The organism is Pseudomonas gozinkensis (assembly GCF_014863585.1).
GTDB classification, from domain to species: Bacteria; Pseudomonadota; Gammaproteobacteria; order Pseudomonadales; family Pseudomonadaceae; genus Aquipseudomonas; species Aquipseudomonas gozinkensis.
The window spans coordinates 1,100,355-1,121,815 of record NZ_CP062253.1 but is presented as its reverse complement, the minus strand read 5'-3'; the positions used below and the strand labels follow the sequence as shown (position 1 = coordinate 1,121,815).

General features: G+C 60.1%; 18 protein-coding genes. 6 read left to right on the top strand and 12 right to left on the bottom strand.

Annotated elements, in window-relative coordinates:
* Position 1: 1 nt before the first annotated feature.
* The gene (gene hmgA / locus IHQ43_RS04875; protein WP_192563568.1) at positions 2-1,297 is read right to left on the bottom strand and encodes a homogentisate 1,2-dioxygenase; all 1,296 of its coding nucleotides are present in this window, start codon (positions 1,295-1,297) and stop codon (positions 2-4) included.
* Between the two features lie 163 nt (positions 1,298-1,460).
* Between hmgA and IHQ43_RS04870 the strand changes: the two genes are divergently transcribed.
* A complete protein-coding gene (locus IHQ43_RS04870) occupies positions 1,461-2,246 on the top strand; it encodes an IclR family transcriptional regulator (RefSeq protein ID WP_192563567.1) in 786 nt (261 codons plus the stop codon).
* Between the two features lie 24 nt (positions 2,247-2,270).
* On the opposite strand, the gene IHQ43_RS04865 is transcribed toward IHQ43_RS04870, so the two are convergent.
* From IHQ43_RS04865 to IHQ43_RS04825, 9 genes are all read right to left on the bottom strand, one after another.
* Positions 2,271-5,702, bottom strand: coding sequence for a dermonecrotic toxin domain-containing protein (locus tag IHQ43_RS04865; RefSeq protein WP_192563566.1), 3,432 nt, complete (start codon positions 5,700-5,702; stop codon positions 2,271-2,273).
* Between the two features lie 141 nt (positions 5,703-5,843).
* Positions 5,844-8,399 (bottom strand): LuxR C-terminal-related transcriptional regulator, encoded by a 2,556-nt coding sequence (locus IHQ43_RS04860; RefSeq protein WP_192563565.1) that lies wholly within the window; start codon positions 8,397-8,399, stop codon positions 5,844-5,846.
* A gap of 139 nt (positions 8,400-8,538) precedes the next feature.
* The gene (locus IHQ43_RS04855) at positions 8,539-9,906 is read right to left on the bottom strand and encodes a DUF1329 domain-containing protein (RefSeq protein WP_192563564.1); all 1,368 of its coding nucleotides are present in this window, start codon (positions 9,904-9,906) and stop codon (positions 8,539-8,541) included.
* A gap of 23 nt (positions 9,907-9,929) precedes the next feature.
* On the bottom strand, positions 9,930-11,723 hold the full coding sequence (locus IHQ43_RS04850) for a DUF1302 domain-containing protein (RefSeq protein WP_192563563.1): 1,794 nt from the start codon (positions 11,721-11,723) through the stop codon (positions 9,930-9,932).
* A gap of 544 nt (positions 11,724-12,267) precedes the next feature.
* Positions 12,268-13,179 carry an SDR family oxidoreductase gene (locus IHQ43_RS04845; protein WP_192563562.1) on the bottom strand — a complete coding sequence of 304 codons (912 nt, stop codon included), beginning with the start codon at positions 13,177-13,179 and terminating at the stop codon, positions 12,268-12,270.
* Between the two features lie 152 nt (positions 13,180-13,331).
* Positions 13,332-14,234 (bottom strand): alpha/beta fold hydrolase, encoded by a 903-nt coding sequence (locus IHQ43_RS04840; RefSeq protein WP_192563561.1) that lies wholly within the window; start codon positions 14,232-14,234, stop codon positions 13,332-13,334.
* Positions 14,234-15,016 (bottom strand): class II aldolase/adducin family protein, encoded by a 783-nt coding sequence (locus IHQ43_RS04835; RefSeq protein ID WP_192563560.1) that lies wholly within the window; start codon positions 15,014-15,016, stop codon positions 14,234-14,236. The genes IHQ43_RS04840 and IHQ43_RS04835 overlap by 1 nt, the downstream gene beginning before the upstream one ends.
* A 132-nt stretch (positions 15,017-15,148) precedes the next feature.
* Positions 15,149-15,835 (bottom strand): LrgB family protein, encoded by a 687-nt coding sequence (locus tag IHQ43_RS04830; RefSeq protein WP_192563559.1) that lies wholly within the window; start codon positions 15,833-15,835, stop codon positions 15,149-15,151.
* Positions 15,825-16,211 (bottom strand): CidA/LrgA family protein, encoded by a 387-nt coding sequence (locus tag IHQ43_RS04825; protein ID WP_074691777.1) that lies wholly within the window; start codon positions 16,209-16,211, stop codon positions 15,825-15,827. The genes IHQ43_RS04830 and IHQ43_RS04825 overlap by 11 nt, the downstream gene beginning before the upstream one ends.
* A gap of 95 nt (positions 16,212-16,306) precedes the next feature.
* On the opposite strand from IHQ43_RS04825, the gene IHQ43_RS04820 reads away from it, so the two are divergent.
* The gene (locus IHQ43_RS04820; protein ID WP_192563558.1) at positions 16,307-17,194 is read left to right on the top strand and encodes a LysR family transcriptional regulator; all 888 of its coding nucleotides are present in this window, start codon (positions 16,307-16,309) and stop codon (positions 17,192-17,194) included.
* Here the strand turns inward: IHQ43_RS04820 and IHQ43_RS04815 are convergent.
* Complete coding sequence (locus tag IHQ43_RS04815) at positions 17,184-17,639, bottom strand: flavodoxin (protein ID WP_192563557.1); 456 nt, start codon at positions 17,637-17,639, stop codon at positions 17,184-17,186. The two genes, IHQ43_RS04820 and IHQ43_RS04815, sit on opposite strands and share 11 nt — an antisense overlap.
* Before the next feature lie 153 nt (positions 17,640-17,792).
* On the opposite strand from IHQ43_RS04815, the gene IHQ43_RS04810 reads away from it, so the two are divergent.
* A complete protein-coding gene (locus IHQ43_RS04810; RefSeq protein ID WP_192563556.1) occupies positions 17,793-18,269 on the top strand; it encodes a PAS domain-containing protein in 477 nt (158 codons plus the stop codon).
* A gap of 54 nt (positions 18,270-18,323) precedes the next feature.
* Positions 18,324-18,929: a hypothetical protein gene (locus tag IHQ43_RS04805; protein ID WP_192563555.1), complete on the top strand. Its 606-nt coding sequence runs from the start codon at positions 18,324-18,326 to the stop codon at positions 18,927-18,929.
* Positions 18,930-18,932: 3 nt separating this feature from the next.
* Here IHQ43_RS04805 and IHQ43_RS04800 read toward each other — a convergent pair whose 3' ends face one another.
* Positions 18,933-19,892, bottom strand: a complete 960-nt coding sequence (locus IHQ43_RS04800; RefSeq protein WP_192563554.1) for a MerR family transcriptional regulator — start codon at positions 19,890-19,892, stop codon at positions 18,933-18,935.
* 225 nt (positions 19,893-20,117) lie between these two features.
* Here IHQ43_RS04800 and IHQ43_RS04795 point away from each other — a divergent pair, with 225 nt between their 5' ends.
* Complete coding sequence (locus IHQ43_RS04795; RefSeq protein ID WP_192563553.1) at positions 20,118-20,687, top strand: antibiotic biosynthesis monooxygenase; 570 nt, start codon at positions 20,118-20,120, stop codon at positions 20,685-20,687.
* Positions 20,688-20,743: 56 nt separating this feature from the next.
* The gene (folM, locus tag IHQ43_RS04790) at positions 20,744-21,454 is read left to right on the top strand and encodes a dihydromonapterin reductase (protein WP_192563552.1); all 711 of its coding nucleotides are present in this window, start codon (positions 20,744-20,746) and stop codon (positions 21,452-21,454) included.
* The last annotated feature ends 7 nt before the right edge of the window (positions 21,455-21,461 follow it).

The window sequence follows — 21,461 nt, the reverse complement described above, 5'->3', positions numbered from 1 at the left end:
GTTATCTCCGGGTCGGGTCGAACGTGGCAGGCAGCGTGGCCCAGCAGGCGTCGTAAGTGGATTGCAGTTGCGGACAGTCGAGGGCGAAGCGGCTTGGGCGCAGCACCTGGCTGGTCTCGAACATGAAGGCCATGGTGTTGTCGATCTTCGCCGGTTTGAGGTCCGCGTTGATGGCTTTGGTGCAGGTCTCGCCGTCCGGGCCGTGGGCGCTCATGCAGCTGTGCAGGGACGCGCCGCCGGGCACGAAGCCTTCGGCCTTGGCGTCGTATTCGCCCTGGATCAGACCCATGAATTCGTTCATCAGGTTGCGGTGGAACCACGGCGGACGGAAGGTGTTCTCGGCCACCATCCAGCGCGGCGGGAAGATCACGAAGTCGAGGTTGGCCAGACCGTGGACGCTGGTCGGCGAGGTCAGCACGGTGAAGATCGACGGGTCCGGGTGATCGAAACTGACGGTGCCGATGGTGTTGAAGCGGCGCAGGTCATATTTGTACGGCACGTTGTTGCCGTGCCAGGCGACCACGTTCAGCGGCGAGTGATTGAGTTCGGTGCCCCACAACTGGCCGAGGAATTTCTGCACCAGGGTGGTCGGTTGTTGCAGGTTTTCATAGGCGGCGACCGGGGTCAGGAAGTCCCGCGGATTGGCCAGGCCGTTGCTGCCGATCGGCCCAAGATCCGGCAGACGCAGTGGCGCGCCATGGTTCTCGGCGACATAACCGCGCGCTTGCGGATCGAGCAGTTCTACCCGGAATTTCAAGCCCCGTGGCAGCACGGCGATTTCCAGCGGCGCCACTTCCAGCACACCCAGTTCGGTGGCGATGCGCAGGCGCCCAAGTTGCGGCACCAGCAGCAGCTCGCCGTCGGCGTTGAAGAACACCCGTTCCATCGAACGGTTGGCGCAGTAGTGATAGATGCTGATGCCGGCAGGTTTCTCGGCGCCGGAGTTGGCTGCCATGCTCACCAGGCCATCTATGAAGTCGGTCGGTTCGCCCGGGATCTCCAGCGGGTTCCAGCGCAGGCGATTCGGGGTGACTTCACCCAACGGCCCGCCCGCCAGTTGCCGCTCCAGTTTGACGAACGCCGGGTGATTGGCCGACGGCTGGATCCGGTACATCCAGGTACGCCGCGCTTCGCTGCGGGTCATGGTGAACGCGGTGCCGGAGAACAGTTCGGTGTACAGACCGTACGGGGCTTTCTGCGGGGAGTTCTGGCCGACGGGCAGTGCGCCGGGCAACGCTTCGGAGCTGAATTCGTTACCGAAACCGGACTGGTAAGCCAGGGCTGAATCGAGGTTCATGGAGCCTCCTGAACAGGGAGTCGGCATGGCCGGACGCTCTGGATCAGAGGTCTTGGCACGCCGGGGTTATTTTTATCGTAATTCAATTACGCATAACGTAATTTGCTCGCTATCCAGCGTCAAGCTATAAAGACGCCCATTCGTTCCGGGACACGGCAGCACCATGGAAAAAACCAGCGACAGCAACGGCAAACAGAAAGTCCGCTCCGCCGAAGTCGGCACCGACATCCTCAAGGCCCTGGCCGAGTTGTCGCCGTCCACTTCGCTGTCGCGTCTGGCCGAACATGTGCAGATGCCGGCGAGCAAGGTTCACCGCTATCTGCAGGCATTGATCGCCAGTGGTTTCGCCGAACAGAACACTGCCACCAACCACTACGGCCTCGGCCGTGAAGCGCTGCGCGTGGGCCTGGCCGCACTCAACAGTATGGACGTGCTGAAAGTCGCCGCCCTGCCGCTGGCCGAGTTGCGCGACGAACTCAACGAAACCTGCTTTTTGGCGGTCTGGGGCAATCAGGGCGCGACCGTGGTGCACATCGAGCCGGCGGTGCGCGCGGTGACGGTGGTGACGCAACTGGGCTCTGTGTTGCCGCTGCTCAGTTCCTCCACCGGTCTGGTGTTCAGCACTTACCTGCCGCATCGGGAAACCGACGAATTGCGCGAACAGGAAATCGCCAGCGGCGGCCATCCGCTGGCGGACGAAAAAGCCTATGCGGCGTTGTGCGAACAGATCCGCGAACGCGGTCTGCATCATGTGCATGGCTTGCTGATGCCCGGTGTCGATGCCCTGTCGGCACCGGTGTTCAACGCCCTCGGTCAGATCGCTGCGGTGTTGACCATCGTCGGCCCGACCTCGTTGTTCCACGCAGACGAAAACGGCCCGGCGGCGCAGCGGTTGCTGGCGGCGACGCGGGCCGTGAGTTGGCGGATGGGGCATGAGCCGCAAGCCTGAAACGCTCGCGGCCGAATCCGGGCATCAGCGTACGGTGGTCTGACTCCTGCGACTTTGATGATCCTGCATCATTTGCTCGATGATCTCGATCAGGCGCTTTTCTCCCATCTTCTGGCCCGTGGCCTGGGACATCCAGCCCACCACAGTCCTGGCATCCTTGCCCAGATCAAACAAGGTCTTTTGCGCAGGCGTGACCTTGACCGGCTTGCCGGCAGCGGCGGCCTTTCCAAGGCTCACCAGTCCGACCAGTGCGGATTTTCCATGTCCAAGGGCCGACTGGTAATCACCCAGCTCATAAGCGCTGGCACCGTCGTAAAGACTCTTGAACACTTCCACGGCCGTCACAACTACGCCGACCGGGGGAATCACAAGACTGATGAGATTGGCGGCAAAAATCACGTTGTCGTACACCAGGCCGGCAATGACCTCATTCAGACTCGTGGTTTGCGCGTCGATGTCGCTGAGAACGCGATAGATCCGGTCATCATGGAGCATGTTCAGGCCCGACAACCGCATCGCGCCCTCCGGCTGAGGTGGCTCGACGGCGTTGACCGTAGCGACCAGAGTGTCGAAGTAATCATTCACAACCTTCCAGTCTTCGATCTTCACCCGTGCCGCGTAGTACTCACGCAATGGCCCGAAGCGCAAACGAATGGAGCCGACAAACTCGTCAACCGAGCGAATAGCCACACTGTCCGGAGCATTGGGCGTGTAAAGGTAGTCATGGAACTTCCCGTAAATCGAGATCCGGAAAATATAGACGCCTTCCACGATTCGCCGGCCCGGCAAGCGGAACTTGTAAATCCCTTCTGCATTATTCGATGGAAACGGAGAACCCTCATTGCCTGCAGTCTCCTCCAGGTTGTCGAGCAGCCGTTGAATCCCCCTGAAAACTTCCAGTGAAAGTTGACCGGAGTAATGCTGATGACAGGTGTCGTAGTGCATCTCGCAGCGAATCTTCCTGGCATGCACAGCTCGCTTGAACTCATAGCCCGGATGCTTGCGATCCAGGTACTCACTTTGCAGAAACCGGGTGTAATGGTCGCCGGGACGCAAGGTTTTCGACCAACTGGAAAGATCCCTTATGTCCAGTTTTTCAATCGAAGGATGAACACCGGTCACATAGAACCTGGGGTTGTCATCAATCGACCGGCCGGGCGTCGCAGGTACTTCAAAGTGGCGTCCTTCGATCAGGACGGTGGTCAGATCCAGATGAAAATCGTCGGTCTGGATCATGATTTTGTCAGGATCGACCTGGACCCTCTGACCTCGCGAAAGCAGTACCTCTTCAATCCGCTGCTTGATCAGATCACGGGAAAACTGTTCGAAAGTCGGATAGCCGTTTTCCCGGGAATCCACCATCGACAATGCCCTGAGTTCAGTACTGAGGCGGGCATAACTTTGCCGCGCCTGCGCACCGGCATAGGCGTAGGCAGCCGGCGCCAACGCACGAACCCGGGCGGCCTCACTCGCATACGCCACTTCGCCATGACTGAATAACGGCTCACCGGTATTGAGTCCAATGAGTCCAGGCACCGGATCCAGTTCATACAGGTAGTGCAGCGGTGTATCCCCGCCCCCCATCAACTGGCCGGCAGCCAGCAGTTCGTCAGGCGAGATCAACGATTCGGCATAGGCACGGTTATCGGACAACATGGACTCCAGCCAGCGATTGAACTGGAAGATGTCGGCAAACTTCACCCATTCGAACTGGCCGTGAGGCATCTTGATCAACGCATAACGGGTCTTGGTTGTGCGCGGCATGAACAGCAGCACGTTCTGCAAGATCGATGGCCGGTACTTCAGTTTCACTCCGCGAATTTCCACGGAAGGATCACCCTGCAAAGTGCGCTTGATCAATTCAACGTCAGCTTCACTGAAACGGGCAGAATGTCGGGCGACGTAGAGTGCGAACTCCGCCTGACTGTGCAGATAGTTGTACCAGGCCTCGCGAAACGCTTGCGGAGTATCGTGAGGCAGGGATCTGCTGAACTCCACACGCAGATCCCGGTTGGCCAACCAGCCCTCCAGTCTGGTGACGGTCAGCCCGCTGTCAGCCGGAGCACCTTCGATACGCAAGGTCGCGCGGTTGGCGGCATCATGCAGGCCGATGACGATGAACTCGGTCAACGTGCGAGTATCCTCCTGCTCGATCGTGCGACCACCGACGTTGATCCGGTACAGGCTGTGGACGTTGATCGCATCCGGATCCAGGCGCATGCCCAATGTGCTCTCACACCAGGCGCCGAAGCGGTCCACGGTGAAATCACGCAGCGAGAACAGCGTATCGAACACCCGGACATACTCGAGCTCATACCCTTCCTTCGAAGCCTCGAGGGTTTCGTAGGTATTTCGGACTGTTGCACTGGCCGATTTCAACCAGTCTGGCCACTCCTGGCGCTTGACCAGCGTTTGCAATGCCCTGATCCGCTGGTACAGATCGGCATGCATCGCATGAACCTGTTGAATGTTTTCCAGTTCGCGGACAAATCCCTCTGCGCGTTGCTCACTGGATCTGATCCGCGCAGCAAACTGAGCCTCCTGATCCTTGAGCCGACTGTCCACACAGTGCGAGAACACGCTTACCGACAATGCAGGATACGTAATCGCATCAGGTGCAACTGCCAATCGGCTGCACAATCCTGCATGCATATCGGAACTGCTTGAGTAATATTCAAAACCGTTGTCCGGCGTATAAAGGAACCAGCCATAAGCGTCGCCGGACAGCTTGATCCGGGAAGTAGCGATGGAGGAATAGGACATGACGAAGCCAGATACCAGATCCCGCGTCAGTCCGGACGCCGAGCGGAGACTGATCTTGAATCCACCGGGTGACCGGGCCTGCAGTAACTCGGCGGCGCGCAGCGCCTGGTAGCTCTTGAGCGAACCGGCTACTTCCGTCAGGGCCAACTCGGCCCGCAAGGCTTCAGCGAAAGCCGTTTCCAGCAATTGCTTGTGAGATGTCGACTCTTCGGATTCGCTGTGGGCCGGACTGCTCCAGTATTGTCGAAGTGCACTCGCCTGATAACTTGCCACCTGTTGCAAAGCCTGAAGCAGAACAGCCTCAACTTCCGTAATCCTGATGGATTCGATTCTCGATCGTGCATCTACCGTCTGCGGCCCGGAATAGACAAAATCACTTCCCTGAATATAGGCCGGATAAAATCCACGCTCCAGACACTGCATGAACACGTCGAGTATCGAACCAGAAGGTCTGTTATGGATATCATCCTTAATATCACCTGCCGCAATATAAAGACTCTCCACATCAAAAAACCTGCCCAGCCGCACGAACCGTTCAGAGAGATTGATACGTACAACGTCTCTCAAGGAAGGAGAACGCTCCAGCAACATCCTCAATTCATCTCCTGCACGCCTTGCTTCATCCAGTGCCAGTCGCCCATCAGGGTTTTTCAGCACCGCTTCAACCATTGAACTCTTGGATATCACACTCATCGGACACACTCTGTTTTTATTGAATCGAAAGCAACTTGATGCCACTTCCACAACAAGTGCCCAGAGTACTTACCCGATTAAAAATCGAAAGGCCCCACCTATTTCAATATATACAAACAGCAATATCCAGACTTGAACGATTCAACATAAACTCAGCAACTTTGCCTTCGCAACTGCCTGAGTCCGGCGTTCAACCCCCAGCTTTCCATGTATGCGTCGAACATGAGTTTTTACTGTATGCAATGAGATGAACAACTTCTCGGCAATTTGCTGATTGGAATCGCCAAAGGCAATCAGCTCCAGAACTTTAAGTTCTCGCTGACTGAGGGGATTGACCGACATGCATTGTTCGCCCGCCCGCTCCGCCGCCGTTCCAGCGACGCGCCAGTGCAAGGGAATCTCCGTGCACCGACCATACAGCCCGGTCAACTGTTGCTGCAGGTTGCAGCGTTGAATGATCTGAATGCCCTGTTCGAAGCACTTTCTGGCCTGGTCCGGCTCTCCAAGGATCAACGCCGCTTCGGTCAGCGTCATCAGCAACTCGGCCTCCAGCCTGACCATCCCGCGAGACTGCGCCGACTCCAGCAATGCAAGCAACCGAACCAGAGGCCGTTGCGCCTGCCGCAAGCGGATTTCGGCCAGAATCAGCAAACACTCGATGCGTGGGATCAGCTCCAGCGTTGCCGGCGGTGCCTGTCGCGCGTGGGGACCGCGATAGTGCCGGAGTACGCGACTCAGCGCCTCGCGAGCCAGTTCCGGCCGCCCTTGTTGCAGCCAGAATTCACTGCTGGCGTGCAACAAGGCCCCGCGATAAACCGTGTCCGGAATCTGTCGCTGCTGCATCAGCCGTTCGGCATCGCGCAGGTGCATGAACGCCTGCGAGTAATCCCCCTGATCGGCGGCCAGTTGCGCCCGACCGAGAAAGCCGTAAAGCACGCGCTTGTCAAAGCTGCGCAGACAGTCGTCGAGCCCTTGTTGAAAGAACCCGGCTGCCCGATCCTGCTGTCCCATGCTCAGCGCCAGCCGCCCGCGACGCAGGGCGATGCGCCCCAGCAGCGGCGTCGGTCGCTCGACGGACGAGCAGAGCATTTCGCAAAGATTGGCCAGCAACTCTTCGGCTCGGGCAGCCCCACCACGCTGCTCCAGCAGTTGGGCATGATCAAGTTCCAGCAACGCTTCGAACAACAATGACCCCTCAGCCCGGGCCAGACACAGAGCTTCACGATTGATCGAGTGAGCCAACTCCAGATCACCGCACAGCAACGCCTGCTGAGTGCGGCCCGACAGACACAGCAGGCGTGCCGTCCAGGCTTGCGGTGACAGATCGTTCAAGGCTTGCTCGAAATGCTCGCGCGCCTCCTCCATCCGTCCTTGCAGGTGCAACAGCCAGCCTTGCTGAGCCTGCCAGCGGGCGATCAGTTGCCGTTGCTGACCCGCCGACGGAGGCGGTAAAAAACGCGCCAGTTGTCCGATGCAGTCCGCCGCCTGGGCAAAGCGACCGGAGAACAGCAGCGCCGCCGTGATCAGCCCGACCAGTTGTGCCGAACCCAGAAGCAGTTCCTCGCCGCGTTGCTCGTACAGACGCAACAACAGCACGACCGTCTGCTCCTCGAACAAATGCTCGAAACTGAAGTGTTGCAGCAGGCTCACCGCGACCTCGTACTCTTCGGCCAGCAACGCCTGTTCGAAGGCGCATTTCCAATGCTGCCCGGCAGCAAACCACTGGCAGGCCCGACGATGCCAGGAACGTCCGGCAGACCAGGGTTCTTCGCGCATAAGACGCGACAGCGGAGCGCACACTTGCAACCAGTCCGGCGCCCCTTGCCAAGGCTCGATAAAACACCCGAGCGTTTGCAAAGTACGCATCCACTGTGCGCCTTCGCCTGCACCGAACAGGTGATCGCACAGGCTGGCGTTGAACCGCGGCAAATGCGCCAGCACGCGCCAGACCTCGGCCAGCTCCGGGCTCAATCCACTGAACATCTCGTGTTGCAGATATTCCAGCAAAGTGTCCATGCGTTGCTGCGGCAAGGTCTTTTGCGACCAGTCGCATTTTTGCATCAACAGTATCCGCACCCCGGCGCACCACCCACCGCTGCGCTGGAGGATCCGCCCGGCCACGTCATCGGCCTGGGCTGGCGGCAGATGACGCAACAGTTGTGCGATCTCGCCGCGACTCAACGCCAGCGCCGCGCTTTCGCATTCGTACAAGGCGTCATCGAGCAGCAGGCGCGGCCAGTTGCAGCGCGGACGTCGGCGCGTACCGATCCACCAGGTGACGGCGGGACTGGCGAGCGCCAGCATGCGATCGATCAGAGCATCCAGCGCGGGCTCCTCGATACGACAGTAATCGTCGATAAACAGCCAGACGGGCGAGGACCAGCGCGTCAGCTCATGCATCAGCGACGACTCATCCACAGCCACCAGCCCCAGAGCCTGCGCCAGCCGCTCGCAAAATACCTCGACACTCATCGACATGCCCGCCAACGGCAGCCAGCACACCGTACATTCGGCAGGCGCCTGCAACAGGCATTCGGTAAACAGCGTGCTCTTGCCACTGCCGGCCGGTGCGCAGATCAGCCGAACCCTTGCCGCAGAGTCGAGCAGTGATGCAGTCAGCCGTGGACGCGGAAGATGATGAGCGGAGAGTCTGGGCAAAAATCCCGGACGATCCGGAGCGTGGGTCATGGCGGTCATCGGGTACGCCTTTTTATCGTTCTACGCTCACCCTAGCCCTCTCCCCGCTGCTTGTTGACGAGTATTCAGTACGCTGATTGGCGTCCATAAAAAAGGCGACCGTGCGGTCGCCTTTTATCCTGCCCATGTATCGAAACCCTTACCGTACGCCCTCCGAACGCAGGGCCGCCGGGGTGTAGTCGGCGGCCTTGGCTTCGAAGCCGAATTCAAAGCTGTGCTTCTCTTCGTTCTTCATTCCCAGGGCAATGTATCGGCCGGCAATGATGTCGTAGAGCGCTTCGAGGGTGTAGGCCTGGGCCTGGTGGTCGTAGTAATACTGAGCATGTCCCTCGGCCACTCGCCACAGTTGCCCGCGACCGTCGTAGTGATCGGCCAGCGCCACTTGCCAGCTGTCCTCGTCGATGTACATGTGGCGCTTGGCGTAGATGTGCCGCTCGTTCGGTTTGACTGTGCCGACCACTTCCCAGACCCGGTGCAGTTCATACCGCGTCAGGTCCTGGTTGATGTGCCCGGCCTTGACGATGTCGTCGTACTTGAGGCTCGGCGAGTCGAGCTTGTAGCTGTTGTATGGAATGTACATTTCCTTCTTGCCGATCAGCTTCCAGTCATAACGATCCGGTGCGCCGGAGAACATGTCGAAGTTGTCCGAGGTGCGCAGACCGTCGGCAGCGGTGCCCGGCCCGTCATAGGCAACCTGCGGCGCACGACGCACCCGGCGCTGGCCGGCGTTGTAGATCCACGCCAGACGCGGTTCCTTCACCTGATCGAGAGTCTCGTGTACCAGCAGCACGTTACCTGCCAGGCGCGCCGGCGCAGTCACCGACTGCTTGAAGAAGGTCAGCACGTTGGCGGCTTTTTCCGGATCGAGATCCTTCATCAGTTGCGGCACGGCGATCTCCTCTTCGAAGCGGATCGGCGTGTAGCTGCCGTTGGTCTGCGGGGTCACCTGAGTGATGATCCGTTTGACGTTGCCGCCGTGATAGCGGGTGATGTGGTTCCACAGCACCTCGACCCCGTTCTTTGGAATCGGGAAGGCGTAGTAGCGATTGCCGGTGAAATTGGCCAGACCGTTACCGTCGTTGATCGTCGTGACGTTGAGCGCACTGCGCTTGGCCGACTCGTAGATTTCCGGTGGCACGGCCACGGTGCGATGGGTCGGGTAGACCGGAATCTTGTAAGTCTCGGGATAGCGCTTGAACATCGCCACCTGGCCGTCGGACAGCTTGTCCTTGTACTTGTCGACGTTGGCAGCGGTGATGGTGAACAGCGGTTTTTCGCTGGCGAACGGGTCAGCCAGGAAGCCCTTGCTATCGACCGCACCGGCATTTTTCGGGATACCGCCGGTCCAGGCCGGAATCGACCCGTCAGCGTTGCCGGCCTTCTCGGCCCCCAGCGGCGTCAGGCTGGTGCCGAGCTTGTTGGCTTCGTCCGGCGACACCGCCGCGATCACATTGGCGGCCAACAGGCTCAGGGCCAGGACACCGCATTGCAGAATCATCTTGCGCATTGCATTCATCCTTCTCGGGCAGATCAGAAGTTCACACCGAAGCTCAGGGCCACGAAGTCACGGTCTTCGAGGGTGTTGTAGTCACCGCCGAAAAAGTCGGTGTAACTCAGGCTCGCGGTATAGGTGTTGCGGTAGTCGGCATCGACCCCGACGCTGACGGCTTTGGCGCCTTCGTTGAACAGACCGTTGGGGCCATAACCGGCAACGTCGTGGGACCAGGACAGGTTGGGCTTGAGGTTGATCCCGCCAATCACGTTGGCGTAATCGAGGATCGCCCGGGCGCGATAGCCCCAGGAGGTGGAGGTGACGAAACCGTCGGTGTCACCGCCGAAACCGTACTGGCCGTACACCGAGTCACGGCCGTAACGCAGCTTGCTGCGCGACTCCAGGCCACCGACCCGCACCACCGCCGCTTCGCCCACCACCGTCAGACGTTGAGCGCCCCATACCTGATCGAAAAAGTGCGTCAGCGTGCTCTGGATCTGCGTCACTTCCTTGCGCCGGTAGCCCTTGTTGTCGGCGCCCGGCGAGGTGGCCAGCGGCGACGCGGCACCGCCGGCAATCGGATTGAGCAGGGCCAGGGTCAAGTCGTTGGTGTTGACCTGCACCGGCGCGTTGGGCCGATAGCTGATCTCGCCGGTCCAGGCCGTACCGGTCGGCAGCGTAGTGGAGAAACTCGCGCCGTACAGGCGGATGTCTTCCGGGTATTCGAGGTAGTACTGGCCGCGCCCGAGCATCACGCTTTGCGCCAGTCCCGAACCACTGCCGGGTGCCAGGCGGTTGGCCGTCGCGACCATGCCGGGCAACGCCGAGAGGGTCGACAAACCGGCCGTGCTGGTGCCGACCGTCGGCGTGCGGCTGTGGTAGTTCATGAAGTAGAGGCCGTACTCGGTGTCATCGCCGAGCCAGCGCAACGCCGTGCCCCATTGCCCGGAATCCCGCGCATCGCGGTCGCCGCCACGGGGCACGATCACACCTTCGCGGGTCACCTGGATCGGCTGGCCGAAAGCTGCCGCCAGCGGCGCCAACGGGGCGATCGCCGGGCTGCCGACGGTGTAGCCGTTGTTGCAGCCGTCCGCCGCCACATCGACACCGAAAAAGGTGCCGCAGTTATCGAGGACGGTCTGATCCCATTCCAGTTGATAGAAGCCCTCGACCGTCAGTTGATCGGTGAGCCCCTGAGAGGCGAACAGCATGTTCACCGGAATCAGCCCTTCCTTGATCTCCGCACCGGGCCGGCGAAACGCCGAGACGTCTATCGGGTTGATGCTGTTGATCGAGTTGCCGATGAAGGTACTTTCGCCCCAGCTCACCACCTGCTTGCCGGCGCGCAAGGTGCCCGGCAGGTCGGCGATGGAATAGTTGTGATAGACGAACGCATCGAGAATCTGCGCGCCGGACGACTTCGCGCCCTCCTTGCGGCCCTTGTCGCTGATCGGCTTGAACTCGCGGTCTTCGTCCTTGAGTTCGAAGTCGTACCAGTACTTGCCGCGCACGAACACACCGGTATCGCCGTACTTCAGTTCGAGATCGTGGATGCCTTTGAAGATCTTGGAAAAGGTCTCGCCCTTCTTGAAGTTCAAACGCCCGTCATCACCGGTGGAGGACTGGCCGGTCCCGCCGTTGACCGTACCGACCAGCGACTTGTCGGCATCGCGCATGCCCCAGCTCGCACCGACCGACAGCGACGAATCGAAGGTGCCTTCGATTTCGCCGATATTGAAAGCGACCGCGTGCGCCTGGGCGCAGCAACCCAAGGCCACCGCAGCGGCCAGCGCTTGCGGCGTGAAGATGGCGCGCATTGTTGTTTTTGTCATGCGTCTTCCCCGGTGAGTGACAGAAGGCCCCACCCTACTGCCGCGCCACGGCGAGGATAAGCGCACCAAGGAGGTATTCACGCTGTCGCTCGAAAGGATGAATCCCCGCCTGCGACAAGGCTTTGCGCCAGCCATGAACCGGCTGGATGAACCACTATCAACGCAACGGATAATGACCAGGCCAGTGCGCGTCACTGTTACATGCCCCGTAACAGTGCATGTCCGGAATCGCTATTTTTCCCTGAGGCGCCTGCCCTTATTCTGAGCGGGCTTTCACGGCACACAGCCAGCAAGCACAAAGTCCGCGACCGAGTCGTCGGCAACCGATTTCTGATGGCGCGAAGCGTTTTTCGATCCATCGCCCCGGTGTTCACTGACGTTGATTTGTAGCTCCTTGATCCAACGTCTTACCTTGGCCGCTGCGTTTGCAGCGGCCTTTTTTATGGGCGGTGTTTTGGGCGGGAAAACAGCGGCAGAGGCTCTCGAGGCGAGCGCTCGAAGGGGAAAGCAGGACTGGGAAAGTCCTGCTGAATACCTCAAGGAATCAGAGCGAATACTTCTGCAGATTCCCCATCATTTCCTTCAGCGCTTCGATGTTGTCCTTCGGATGCGCCGCGCCTTCGAAATCACAGATCTGCTGCCAGTGCGCCGCGACGTCTTCCGGGGAAAAACCGACGCGAGGATCGAACCCGGCGCCCAGGCTGCGCTCCCAGCGCACCTTGCCCATCCAGCCGCCGCCGACTTCGAACAGGCCCGAGGTTTCCTGGCATTGTTCGCTGCCCAGGTACACCACCAGCGGGCTGACCAGTTCCGGTTTGAGTTGCTCGAACACTTGCGGCGGGATCAGGCCTTCGGTCATGCGCGTGCCGCCGGTGGGGGCGATGGCGTTGACCAGGATGTTGTTCTTGCGACCTTCGATGGCCAGGGTGCGGGTCAGGCCGTAGAGGCCGAGTTTGGCCATGCCATAGTTGGACTGGCCGAAGTTGCCGTAGATGCCCGAGGTCGAGGCGGTGAAGATCACCCGGCCGTAGTTTTGCTCGCGCAGATGTGGCCAAGCCGCGCGTGTCACCCTGTAGGCGCCTTCGACGTGGACGCGATAGACCAGATCCCAGTCGGCGTCTTCCATTTTGTGGAAGGTCTTGTCGCGCAGGATCCCGGCGTTGTTGACCACCACATCGACGCGGCCGAACACATCGAGCGCGTTCTGCACCAGTTTGTCGCCGTCGGTGACCGAGTCATGGTTGGCTTCGGCGATGCCGCCGGCTTCGCGGATTTCCGCCACCACGCGATCAGCGGCCGAAGCGTTGGCGCCTTCGCCCTGGGTCGAGCCACCGAGGTCGTTGACCAACACTTTGGCGCCCTGTTTGGCGAACAGCAAAGCATGAGCCCGCCCCAGGCCACCACCGGCTCCGGTGACGATCACGACTTTATCTTCGAAACGCACAGACTCATTCATCGGGGCAACTCCAGCAGGCCTGAGGGACAGTGTCCCCGAGTGTCAGGCACAGAGCGTGCGGTCACAACGAACACGGCTGGGGCTGAATGGTGCGCGATAAGGCTGGGGGATGATGAAAACATGCCGAGGCGCCAGGCGCCTGCGGCACGTTTTCAGGAGCATGCCACCTTGCGCGGCGGCAACACGAAGTGATCGCGAAACTCGAGGTAGTGCTTGAGCACCTGCACCGGCGCTTCGGTTTGCGGGTAGTGACCAATGCCCGGCAACAGTACGGTGTCCGCGTCGGGAATCAGTTCGCGATAGCGCTCGACCATGTGCGCCCCGGAAATCGGATCGACTTCGCCATCGATCACCCTCAACGGCACCTCGCCGCGCTGCATCGCCGCGACCCAGCGATCACGCTGAACCCGGCGCTCGGGAATGTAGTGAATCAGCTTGTGCATGACTCGTGGCCCGCGATTGCATTCGATCAGACTCCAGAAATCATCCATTTCGCTTTCGCTGGGCCGGGTGTCTGGGCCGAAAACCTGATGGAAACTTTTCACCAGCGCATCACGGGTGAACGCCCGGCCGATCATCCAGCCCAGCGGGCTGAGCAGGAGTTTTTGCGTCAGCAATGGCCGATGGGTTTCCGGAAACAGACCGCCGTTGAGGAACACGCAACTGGCGACCTCGATCTGATCTTCGTAATGCCGGGCCAGCAGTTCCTGGGCAACGCTGTCGCCGTAGTCGTGGGCCAGAACGTGTACCGGTTGCTCGATCTGCAGTTGCGCCAGCAAGGCCTGTTGCAGATCGGCCTGCTCCAGCAGGCTGTAAGTGTGATTGAGCGGTTTGGCCGAGTCGCCGAAGCCGAGCATGTCGCAGGCAATCACCCGGTAGCGCTGGGACAGCGGCTGCCACAGGTAATGCCAGTCCCAACTGGCCGTCGGGAAACCATGGATCAGCAGCAGCGGTTCGCCCTGCCCGGCCGTCCAGTAACGGATCGGCTGACCACGGAAGACAAACGTCTGGCTGCGTTTGCGCCAGACACTCAGAGGGATCTCGGTGAGAGGCATTAGAGTCTATACCCCGGGTCTTGTTTATCGAGTTTGCGCAGCAGCGCCGGCCAGGCCAGCGCGCCACCCATGCCTTGAGCACTTTTGGTGACGCCGGCGATCATCGCCTTGGCGCCTGCCAGGATCTGCGGTTCGATGGCGATCAGTTCGGCACCGCCGGTCTGCGCCATGACCTGGATGTCGCACGCACGCTGAAAGGTGAACATCATCAGGAACGTGTCGGCGATGGTGGCGCCACAGGTCAGCAGACCGTGGTTGTGCAGCATCAGGAAATTGTTGTCACCCAGATCCGCCTGCAACCGCGCTTTCTCTTCATGGTTAAGCGCCACACCTTCATAGGCGTGAAAGGCCAGGCTCGACAGCACGAACAACGATTGCTGACTGATCGGCAACACGCCCTGCTTCTGCGCCGACACCGCGACACCCGAGGCGGTGTGGGTGTGCAGCACGCAAGCCACGTCGTGCCGGACTTCGTGCACGGCGCTGTGGATGGTGTAGCCGGCGGGATTGATTTCGTAAGGGCTGTCCATGAGCTTGTTGCCGGCCTGATCGACCTTCACCAGACTCGACGCGGTGATCTCATGGAACATCAGGCCAAAGGGATTGATCAGGAAATCTTCGGTGCCCGGCACCTTGGCGGAAATGTGGGTGAAGATCAGATCGTCCCAGCCATGCAGCGCGACCAGACGATAACAGGCGGCCAGATCGACCCGGGTCTGCCATTCCGCGGCACTGACCTGGTCTTTGACATTCACGGACGAAGGGACGGGGGCTACGCTCACTGTATGCACCTCTGCGTTCTTATTGTTTTTGCGTGTGTCAGCAGTCTAGTCAGCCCCGGACCGTCGCGTAGTTGCATTGGCAGCCAGCTTGATGACTGAACGAGTCAGCTACGCAAACAGCTTGGATCCATGTCAAAGCAACGACGCCAACAAAGGCGCTGCGAACAGATTGAGCAGCCCGGTCAGCACCATCACCAGCCCCGCCACCGAGCCTTCTTCGCCGCCCACTTCATGGGCCCGGCTGACCCCGGCACCGTGCGCACCGACGCCGAACAATGCACCGCGCGCCAGGGCGCTGCGCAGCGGCAGCCACTTGAGCAGCACGCCGCCGAGCATGGCGCCGAACACCCCGGTGAACATCACGAACACCGCTGTCAGTTCCGGCACGCCACCGAGGTCTTGCGCCAACGGCATGGCGAATGGCGTGGTGATCGAGCGCGGCACCAGCGACAGCGTCACCGAACTGTCCAGCGCCAGCGCTTTTGCGAGGCCGAACGAAGTGGCAATCGACGCCGCACTGCCGGCCAGCATGCCCAGCAGCAACGCCGACCAATGCCGCACCAGCAATCGCCGCTGTTGCCAGATCGGCACCGCAAACGCCACGGTGACCGGACCGAGCACCCGCATCAGCCAATGGGTGTTGCTCGAATATTCGGCGTAAGCGGTGTGCAGCGGCACAGCAAGCGCCAGCAGCAACGCGGGGACCAGAATCAGTGGTGACAGCACGTAACGCCCCGTCCGGCGATACAGCCAGCGACTGAACAGATAGGCCAGCAACGTGAATGCCAGCCAGAACATCGGCATCAACTCAAGCTTCATGGGACCGCCTCAGGCGCACGGCCAGTTCCACGGTGAACGCGGTCACCAGCATCACCATCAGCGTACTGGCCGCGATCACCAACAAGATCCGCCAGCCGTCATCGCGCAGCAACGCGCCGTAATCCAGCAGACTCATCAGCGCCGGAATGAAGAACAGCAACATCTCGGCCATCAGCAATCCTGCGCCCATTTGCAGCGCCGCCGGCTTGACCCAGCCGAACGCGAAACCCAGCAGCAACAGCGCCATGCCGATTACGCCGCCGGGAATCGGCCAGGCCAGCCACGCAGCGATCTGGCAGCCGAGCAGGTAGAGAGCGAGCAGCACGGCCAGTTCGGCCAGCAGGCGGGAGAGGTATTTAAGGGTCGAGGCTTTCATCGGCTGGCTCCTTTCAGGTGCCTATTTTACGAACCCGCCTGCCATCTCCGAAGCGAATTGTTAGACTCAAAGTCATTCCAATCTGGAATCAGGCCATGGAATTCAAACAGCTCAAAAGCTTCGTCGAAGTCATGCATCAGGGCGGTTTCACCCAAGCCGCGAAAACCCTGCACATCAGTCAGTCCGCCGTGAGCAAGCAGATCGCACAGCTCGAACAGAGCCTCGGCACCCCGCTGCTCGAACGACTCGGCTCGCAGATACGCCTGACCGCCGCCGGCAGCGTGGTGCTGCAACGGGCCGAAGGCATGCTGCGGTTGCGCAATGAATTGCTCAGTGAACTGGATGACCTCAGCCATCTGGCACGCGGCGAGTTACGTCTCGGGCTGCCATTGCTCGGTAGCGATGCGTTGTTTGCCGGGCTGTTCGCCGAATACCGCCGGCGTTATCCGAACATCAGCGTGCAGTTGCTTGAGGGCGGCAGCCGCAACATTGAACAGGCGGTGCTCAGCGGGGAGCTGGAGTTGGGCGGCAGTCTGCTGCCGAAAGATCCGCAGTTCGACTTCCAGCCGTTCTGCGATGAGCCGCTCGATGCGCTGCTACCGGTGGATCACCCACTGGCAACGAAGGGTGGCATCGGTCTGGAGGAATTGGCCGATACGCCGTTCCTTTTGTATCAGCGCAGTTTTGTGCTCAACGATCGGTTGCTACAGGCGTGCCAGCAGATGGGTTTCACCCCCAAGGAAGGCGGGCGCAGTGGCCAGGCGGATTTTCTCGCGGCGCTGGTCGCCGCCGGACAAGGCGTGGTGTTGCTGCCCAGCGTGGTGGCGCGCGGTCTGGTGCGGCCAGGCGTGGTGCGCCTGACCTTGAAAGCACCGGATTACTTGCGCTGGGACATCGCTTTCATCTGGCGTCGGGGTGCCTACCTGTCGAAGGCTGCACAAGCATGGCTGGAGTTGTTGCGCGAGCGCGGGATCAGCCCTTGAGCGTGGCGATCAACTGTTCCAGCCAAGGCTCGGCGTCGGTTTCCGGGGTGACGCTTTCACTGGCGTCGATGCGCAGCATGTCCTGCACTTCGCGCACACCCAGTTCGCCGAACAATTCGCGCAATTGCTCGCCGCCGCCGCAGAAGGTGTCGCCGTAGCTGGCGTCGCCCAAAGCGATCACCGCGCCTGGCAAACCACGCCAGGCCGCCGGCAACTGGTCGCGAATCGCCGAATACAACGGTTGCAGGTTGTCCGGCAGCTCGCCCATGCCGGTGGTCGAAGTCACCCCGAGCAAGGCTTCAGGTCCGAAGGCCTGGAGATCGGCAAGGCTGGCGCGCGCGTTATAGAAGGTTTCAAAACCGGCGGCTTTCAACAGGCTCTGAGCGTGGCGAGCGACTTCTTCGGCCGTGCCGTACACCGAGCCGGAGAGGATGGCGACTTTCATCAATCTGATCCTGAAACTGAAAAAAAGAGCGGCGATAGTAACAGCCAGTGGCGACATGTTGCGATTGGCTCTCGATAAGCGCTGATGGCCAGTAGACAGCGCCGGTCGATCTTCTAGAATGCCTGCCACCGAAATCCTTGTAAGGCTTCATAGATGATCAATGCCAATCTACTGCAAATGGTGATCAACGCATCGAACGACGGGATCGTGGTGGCAGAAAAGGAAGGCGATCAGGACAACATCCTGATCTACGTGAATCCGGCATTCGAAAAAATGACCGGCTACACCCGCGAAGAAATTCTCTATCAGGACTGTCGTTTCCTGCAGGCCGGGGATCGCGACCAGGCCGGTCTCGGAGTGATCCGCGAGGCACTGAAAAGCGGTGGTTCATGCCGCGAAATCCTGCGTAACTACCGCAAGGACGGCACGCCCTTCTGGAACGAGCTGTCCCTGTCGACAGTAAAAAATGCCGAAGACGGGCTGACCTACGTCGTAGGCGTGCAAAAAGACGTCACGGTTCAGGTCAAGGCACAGCAGCGGGTTGTACAACTGGAAGCCAAGGTTGCGGCACTCGAAGCCGAACTCGCAGCCTTGAAAGCGACGAACGGCGCAAACAAAACAGCGAACTAATTGTCATTAACTACAATCACCAATGACTTTGTAATTATTCATTTCGAGTTAGCCATGCAGCGTGACGCCCTCCTGACCCAGGATGAGCTGGATTTCATCCAGACCATGCAACACAACCCGCAGCTCAATGTGCGGGATGCGACGTCGAGCCTGCTGGTCAATGGTGGTTCGCAGATCCGTGATCTGCTCACGCGCCTGGCGGCCCATGAGCAAGTCACCATCCAGGCCAACTTCGAAAATCAGCAGATGACTTTTCCGCTGCATCTGGTGGAAGACGAGTTCCATGCCCTGCACCTGCGCCTGGGCGTACCCAGCATCTATGAAGATGGGCCAATGGTGCGGCCATGGCGCCTGACCCTGGAAGAACCGGTGGCACTGGAAAATGCCAAAGGCCAGCCGGGTACGCTGTGGGTTCACGAGGTTTCGCACAAAGGCGTGTTGCTGGAAGTGCGCAACAAGACCAAGCCACCTAAGCATTTCGCCTTGTGGTTCAGCCCGTCAGGCTATGAGCGGATTTCCCTGCGCGGCACCTTCGAACGGGAAACCGAAAGCGGTTTCTACGCCTACGACTTGAGCCAGAGCGACGCCGACGAAACCGAACGTCTGCGCCAGTTCATCCTGCAGCAGCATCGTCTGACCCACCCCGCCCTGCACACCTGATTCTCAGGTATCCAGCGTTCCTGCGAGGAACTGATTCATGCGCTGGCGCATGGTCGATCCTTCATTGCCCAGGCAGCCGACCGATGATCCCGCCAGGCTGTCCTGCGCCAGATCGGCCGCATCGCCCGCCAGCATCAACTGACAATCAAGGCTCAGGGCCAGACGGCTCAAACGTCTTGGCAGTTCTGCGGTCGGCGCGTGATTGGAAAACAGCACCAGCGCCTGAGGCCTGGTCTTTTCGCACACCAGTGTCAACTCATCGAACGGCTGACCGGTAGTCAATACCCGAACGCCCGCTTCATGGCCACTGAGAAACAACGCCGCTACCAGCAATTCAAGTTCACGGCATTGACCGGCCAGTGCGCTGACAATCACCTTGCGCGGTTGCGAGCCCCGCAGCACGACGATGCGCTGCAGCACCTTCGCTCTCAGAAAACCATCGAAGAACAACCACTCGCTGGTTTGTCCGAATGCGTCCTGACGCTGCAGCATTTGCAGCCACAGCGGCATCAGGATGTCCTGAAACACTACGGGCAAGGTATAGGAGGAGAAAATCTGTCCGTAAACCCGGTCGAGCAACTGATCATCGAATGAACTGACCGCCTGCTGGACCTGCTCTTGCCACTGGATGTAGTCCGCCTGCACCAGATCATCGGGAATGAAGTAACTCAGCACCTTCATCGGCTCGGTCTTGGCGAGGATCTTGCCGACCTTGCTCACCGAGACACCGCGGTCGATCCAGTCGACGATGCTGCGAACACGCTCGATATCGGTCATCGAATACAAACGATGCCCACTTTCGGTGCGCGTTGGCTGGATCAAACCATAGCGGCGTTCCCAGGCGCGCAACGTGACCGGGTTCACGCCGGTCAGACGCGCCACTTCACGTATCGGGAAAAGCTCTTCGCGCTCAAGCGCAACAGATGCCTGCATAGCAGGGCGAACGTCAGTAATGACAGGCATTTGCTCGGACACGTCCTTGTTGGAAGAGTTTGTGGGCGCAGTTGGATCCCATTCTACTCCTGATGCCCCCAAACGGTTCAAGCCATGAAATGGTACGAAAGTCTCTGGTTCGTCACGAAAATGAGGAATAATCCTTGCTTGTCAAAAAACGCAGCCCTCTACCCCGGCGCTGCGTCAGGCGAAACTCCTACCCGGAGCGACGCAAATGCAATACGGAGATACACAATGTCTACTTCCCCCGTCACGCTGATGGTCGCGCGTCGTGTTGCCAATGGTCGTTATCAGGATCTGATCGCCTGGTTGCGAGAAGGCGAACAACTGGCCACCGACTTCCCCGGTTACCTCGGCTCCGGCGTACTCGCCCCGCCTCCCGGCGACGATGAATTCCAGATCATTTTCCGCTTCGTCGACGAACAGACCCTGCACGCCTGGGAACACTCGGCATCGCGCACGGCGTGGCTGGCCCGCGGCAGCGATCTGTTTGCTCACCCCACGGAACATCGAGTCAGCGGAATCGAAGGCTGGTTCGGTGCTGCCGGCCATCGCCCACCGCGCTGGAAACAGGCCGTGGCGATCTGGGTGGCGTTCTTCCCGGTGTCGCTGCTGTTCAATTTCGTGCTGGGCCCGCTGCTCGCTGAAATGAGCCTGTTGCCGAAGGTTTTCGTCAGCACGCTGTGCCTGACCCCGTTGATGGTCTACTTCTTCATCCCGCTGTCGACCCGCCTGCTGGCCGGCTGGCTCAACCCTGCCCCGGCACGCCCGCTGCCTGCCGCACCCTCCGCGCAAAATCGCTGAAGCCGTCGCTCGCGTCGCTGTTATAGTTTTTGCTCTGACTTCGACGCGAGCCGTACATGACTTCTCCCACAGCTCCCATCCTCATTACCGGCGCCGGCCAGCGGATCGGCCTGCATTGTGCGCAGCGTCTGCTGGAAGACGGTCATCGGGTGATCTTCACCTACCGCAGCGAACGACCGGGTGTGAAGACGTTGCGGGATCTGGGCGCCATCGGGTTGCACGCGGACTTTTCCAGTGAGGCCTCGATCCTCGCGTTCATCAAAGAATTGAAGACCCACACCGACAGCCTGCGCGCCATCGTGCACAACGCCTCGGAGTGGCTGGCGGAAACCGACGACGGCGAAGCCGAAGCCTTCAGCCGGATGTTCAACATTCACATGCTGGCGCCGTACCTGATCAACCTGCATTGCGCCGAACTGCTGCAACGTTCGAGTCCTGCCGACATCATCCACATCAGCGATGACGTCACCCGCAAGGGCAGCAGCAAACACATCGGTTATTGCGCCAGCAAGTCCGGGCTCGACAGTCTCACGTTGTCCTTCGCAGCGCGCTATGCGCCAGCAATCAAGGTCAACGGCATTGCGCCAGCCCTGCTATTGTTCAATCCCGACGACGACGCGGCATACCGCGCCAAGGCGCTGGCCAAGTCCGCGCTGGGTATCGAACCCGGCAGCGAAGTGATTTATCAGAGCCTGCGTTATCTGCTCGACAACCCGTATGTCACCGGCACGACCCTGACCGTCAACGGCGGGCGGCACGTCAAGTAATACGCCC

Coding starts and splice junctions, on each gene's coding strand:
- hmgA (WP_192563568.1), bottom strand. CDS start 1,297: ATGAACCTCGATTCAGCCCTGGCTTACCAGTCCGGTTTCGGTAACGAA.
- IHQ43_RS04870 (WP_192563567.1), top strand. CDS start 1,461: ATGGAAAAAACCAGCGACAGCAACGGCAAACAGAAAGTCCGCTCCGCC.
- IHQ43_RS04865 (WP_192563566.1), bottom strand. CDS start 5,702: ATGAGTGTGATATCCAAGAGTTCAATGGTTGAAGCGGTGCTGAAAAAC.
- IHQ43_RS04860 (WP_192563565.1), bottom strand. CDS start 8,399: ATGACCGCCATGACCCACGCTCCGGATCGTCCGGGATTTTTGCCCAGA.
- IHQ43_RS04855 (WP_192563564.1), bottom strand. CDS start 9,906: ATGCGCAAGATGATTCTGCAATGCGGTGTCCTGGCCCTGAGCCTGTTG.
- IHQ43_RS04850 (WP_192563563.1), bottom strand. CDS start 11,723: ATGACAAAAACAACAATGCGCGCCATCTTCACGCCGCAAGCGCTGGCC.
- IHQ43_RS04845 (WP_192563562.1), bottom strand. CDS start 13,179: ATGAATGAGTCTGTGCGTTTCGAAGATAAAGTCGTGATCGTCACCGGA.
- IHQ43_RS04840 (WP_192563561.1), bottom strand. CDS start 14,234: ATGCCTCTCACCGAGATCCCTCTGAGTGTCTGGCGCAAACGCAGCCAG.
- IHQ43_RS04830 (WP_192563559.1), bottom strand. CDS start 15,835: ATGAAGCTTGAGTTGATGCCGATGTTCTGGCTGGCATTCACGTTGCTG.
- IHQ43_RS04825 (WP_074691777.1), bottom strand. CDS start 16,211: ATGAAAGCCTCGACCCTTAAATACCTCTCCCGCCTGCTGGCCGAACTG.
- IHQ43_RS04820 (WP_192563558.1), top strand. CDS start 16,307: ATGGAATTCAAACAGCTCAAAAGCTTCGTCGAAGTCATGCATCAGGGC.
- IHQ43_RS04815 (WP_192563557.1), bottom strand. CDS start 17,639: ATGAAAGTCGCCATCCTCTCCGGCTCGGTGTACGGCACGGCCGAAGAA.
- IHQ43_RS04810 (WP_192563556.1), top strand. CDS start 17,793: ATGATCAATGCCAATCTACTGCAAATGGTGATCAACGCATCGAACGAC.
- IHQ43_RS04805 (WP_192563555.1), top strand. CDS start 18,324: ATGCAGCGTGACGCCCTCCTGACCCAGGATGAGCTGGATTTCATCCAG.
- IHQ43_RS04800 (WP_192563554.1), bottom strand. CDS start 19,892: ATGCCTGTCATTACTGACGTTCGCCCTGCTATGCAGGCATCTGTTGCG.
- IHQ43_RS04795 (WP_192563553.1), top strand. CDS start 20,118: ATGTCTACTTCCCCCGTCACGCTGATGGTCGCGCGTCGTGTTGCCAAT.
- folM (WP_192563552.1), top strand. CDS start 20,744: ATGACTTCTCCCACAGCTCCCATCCTCATTACCGGCGCCGGCCAGCGG.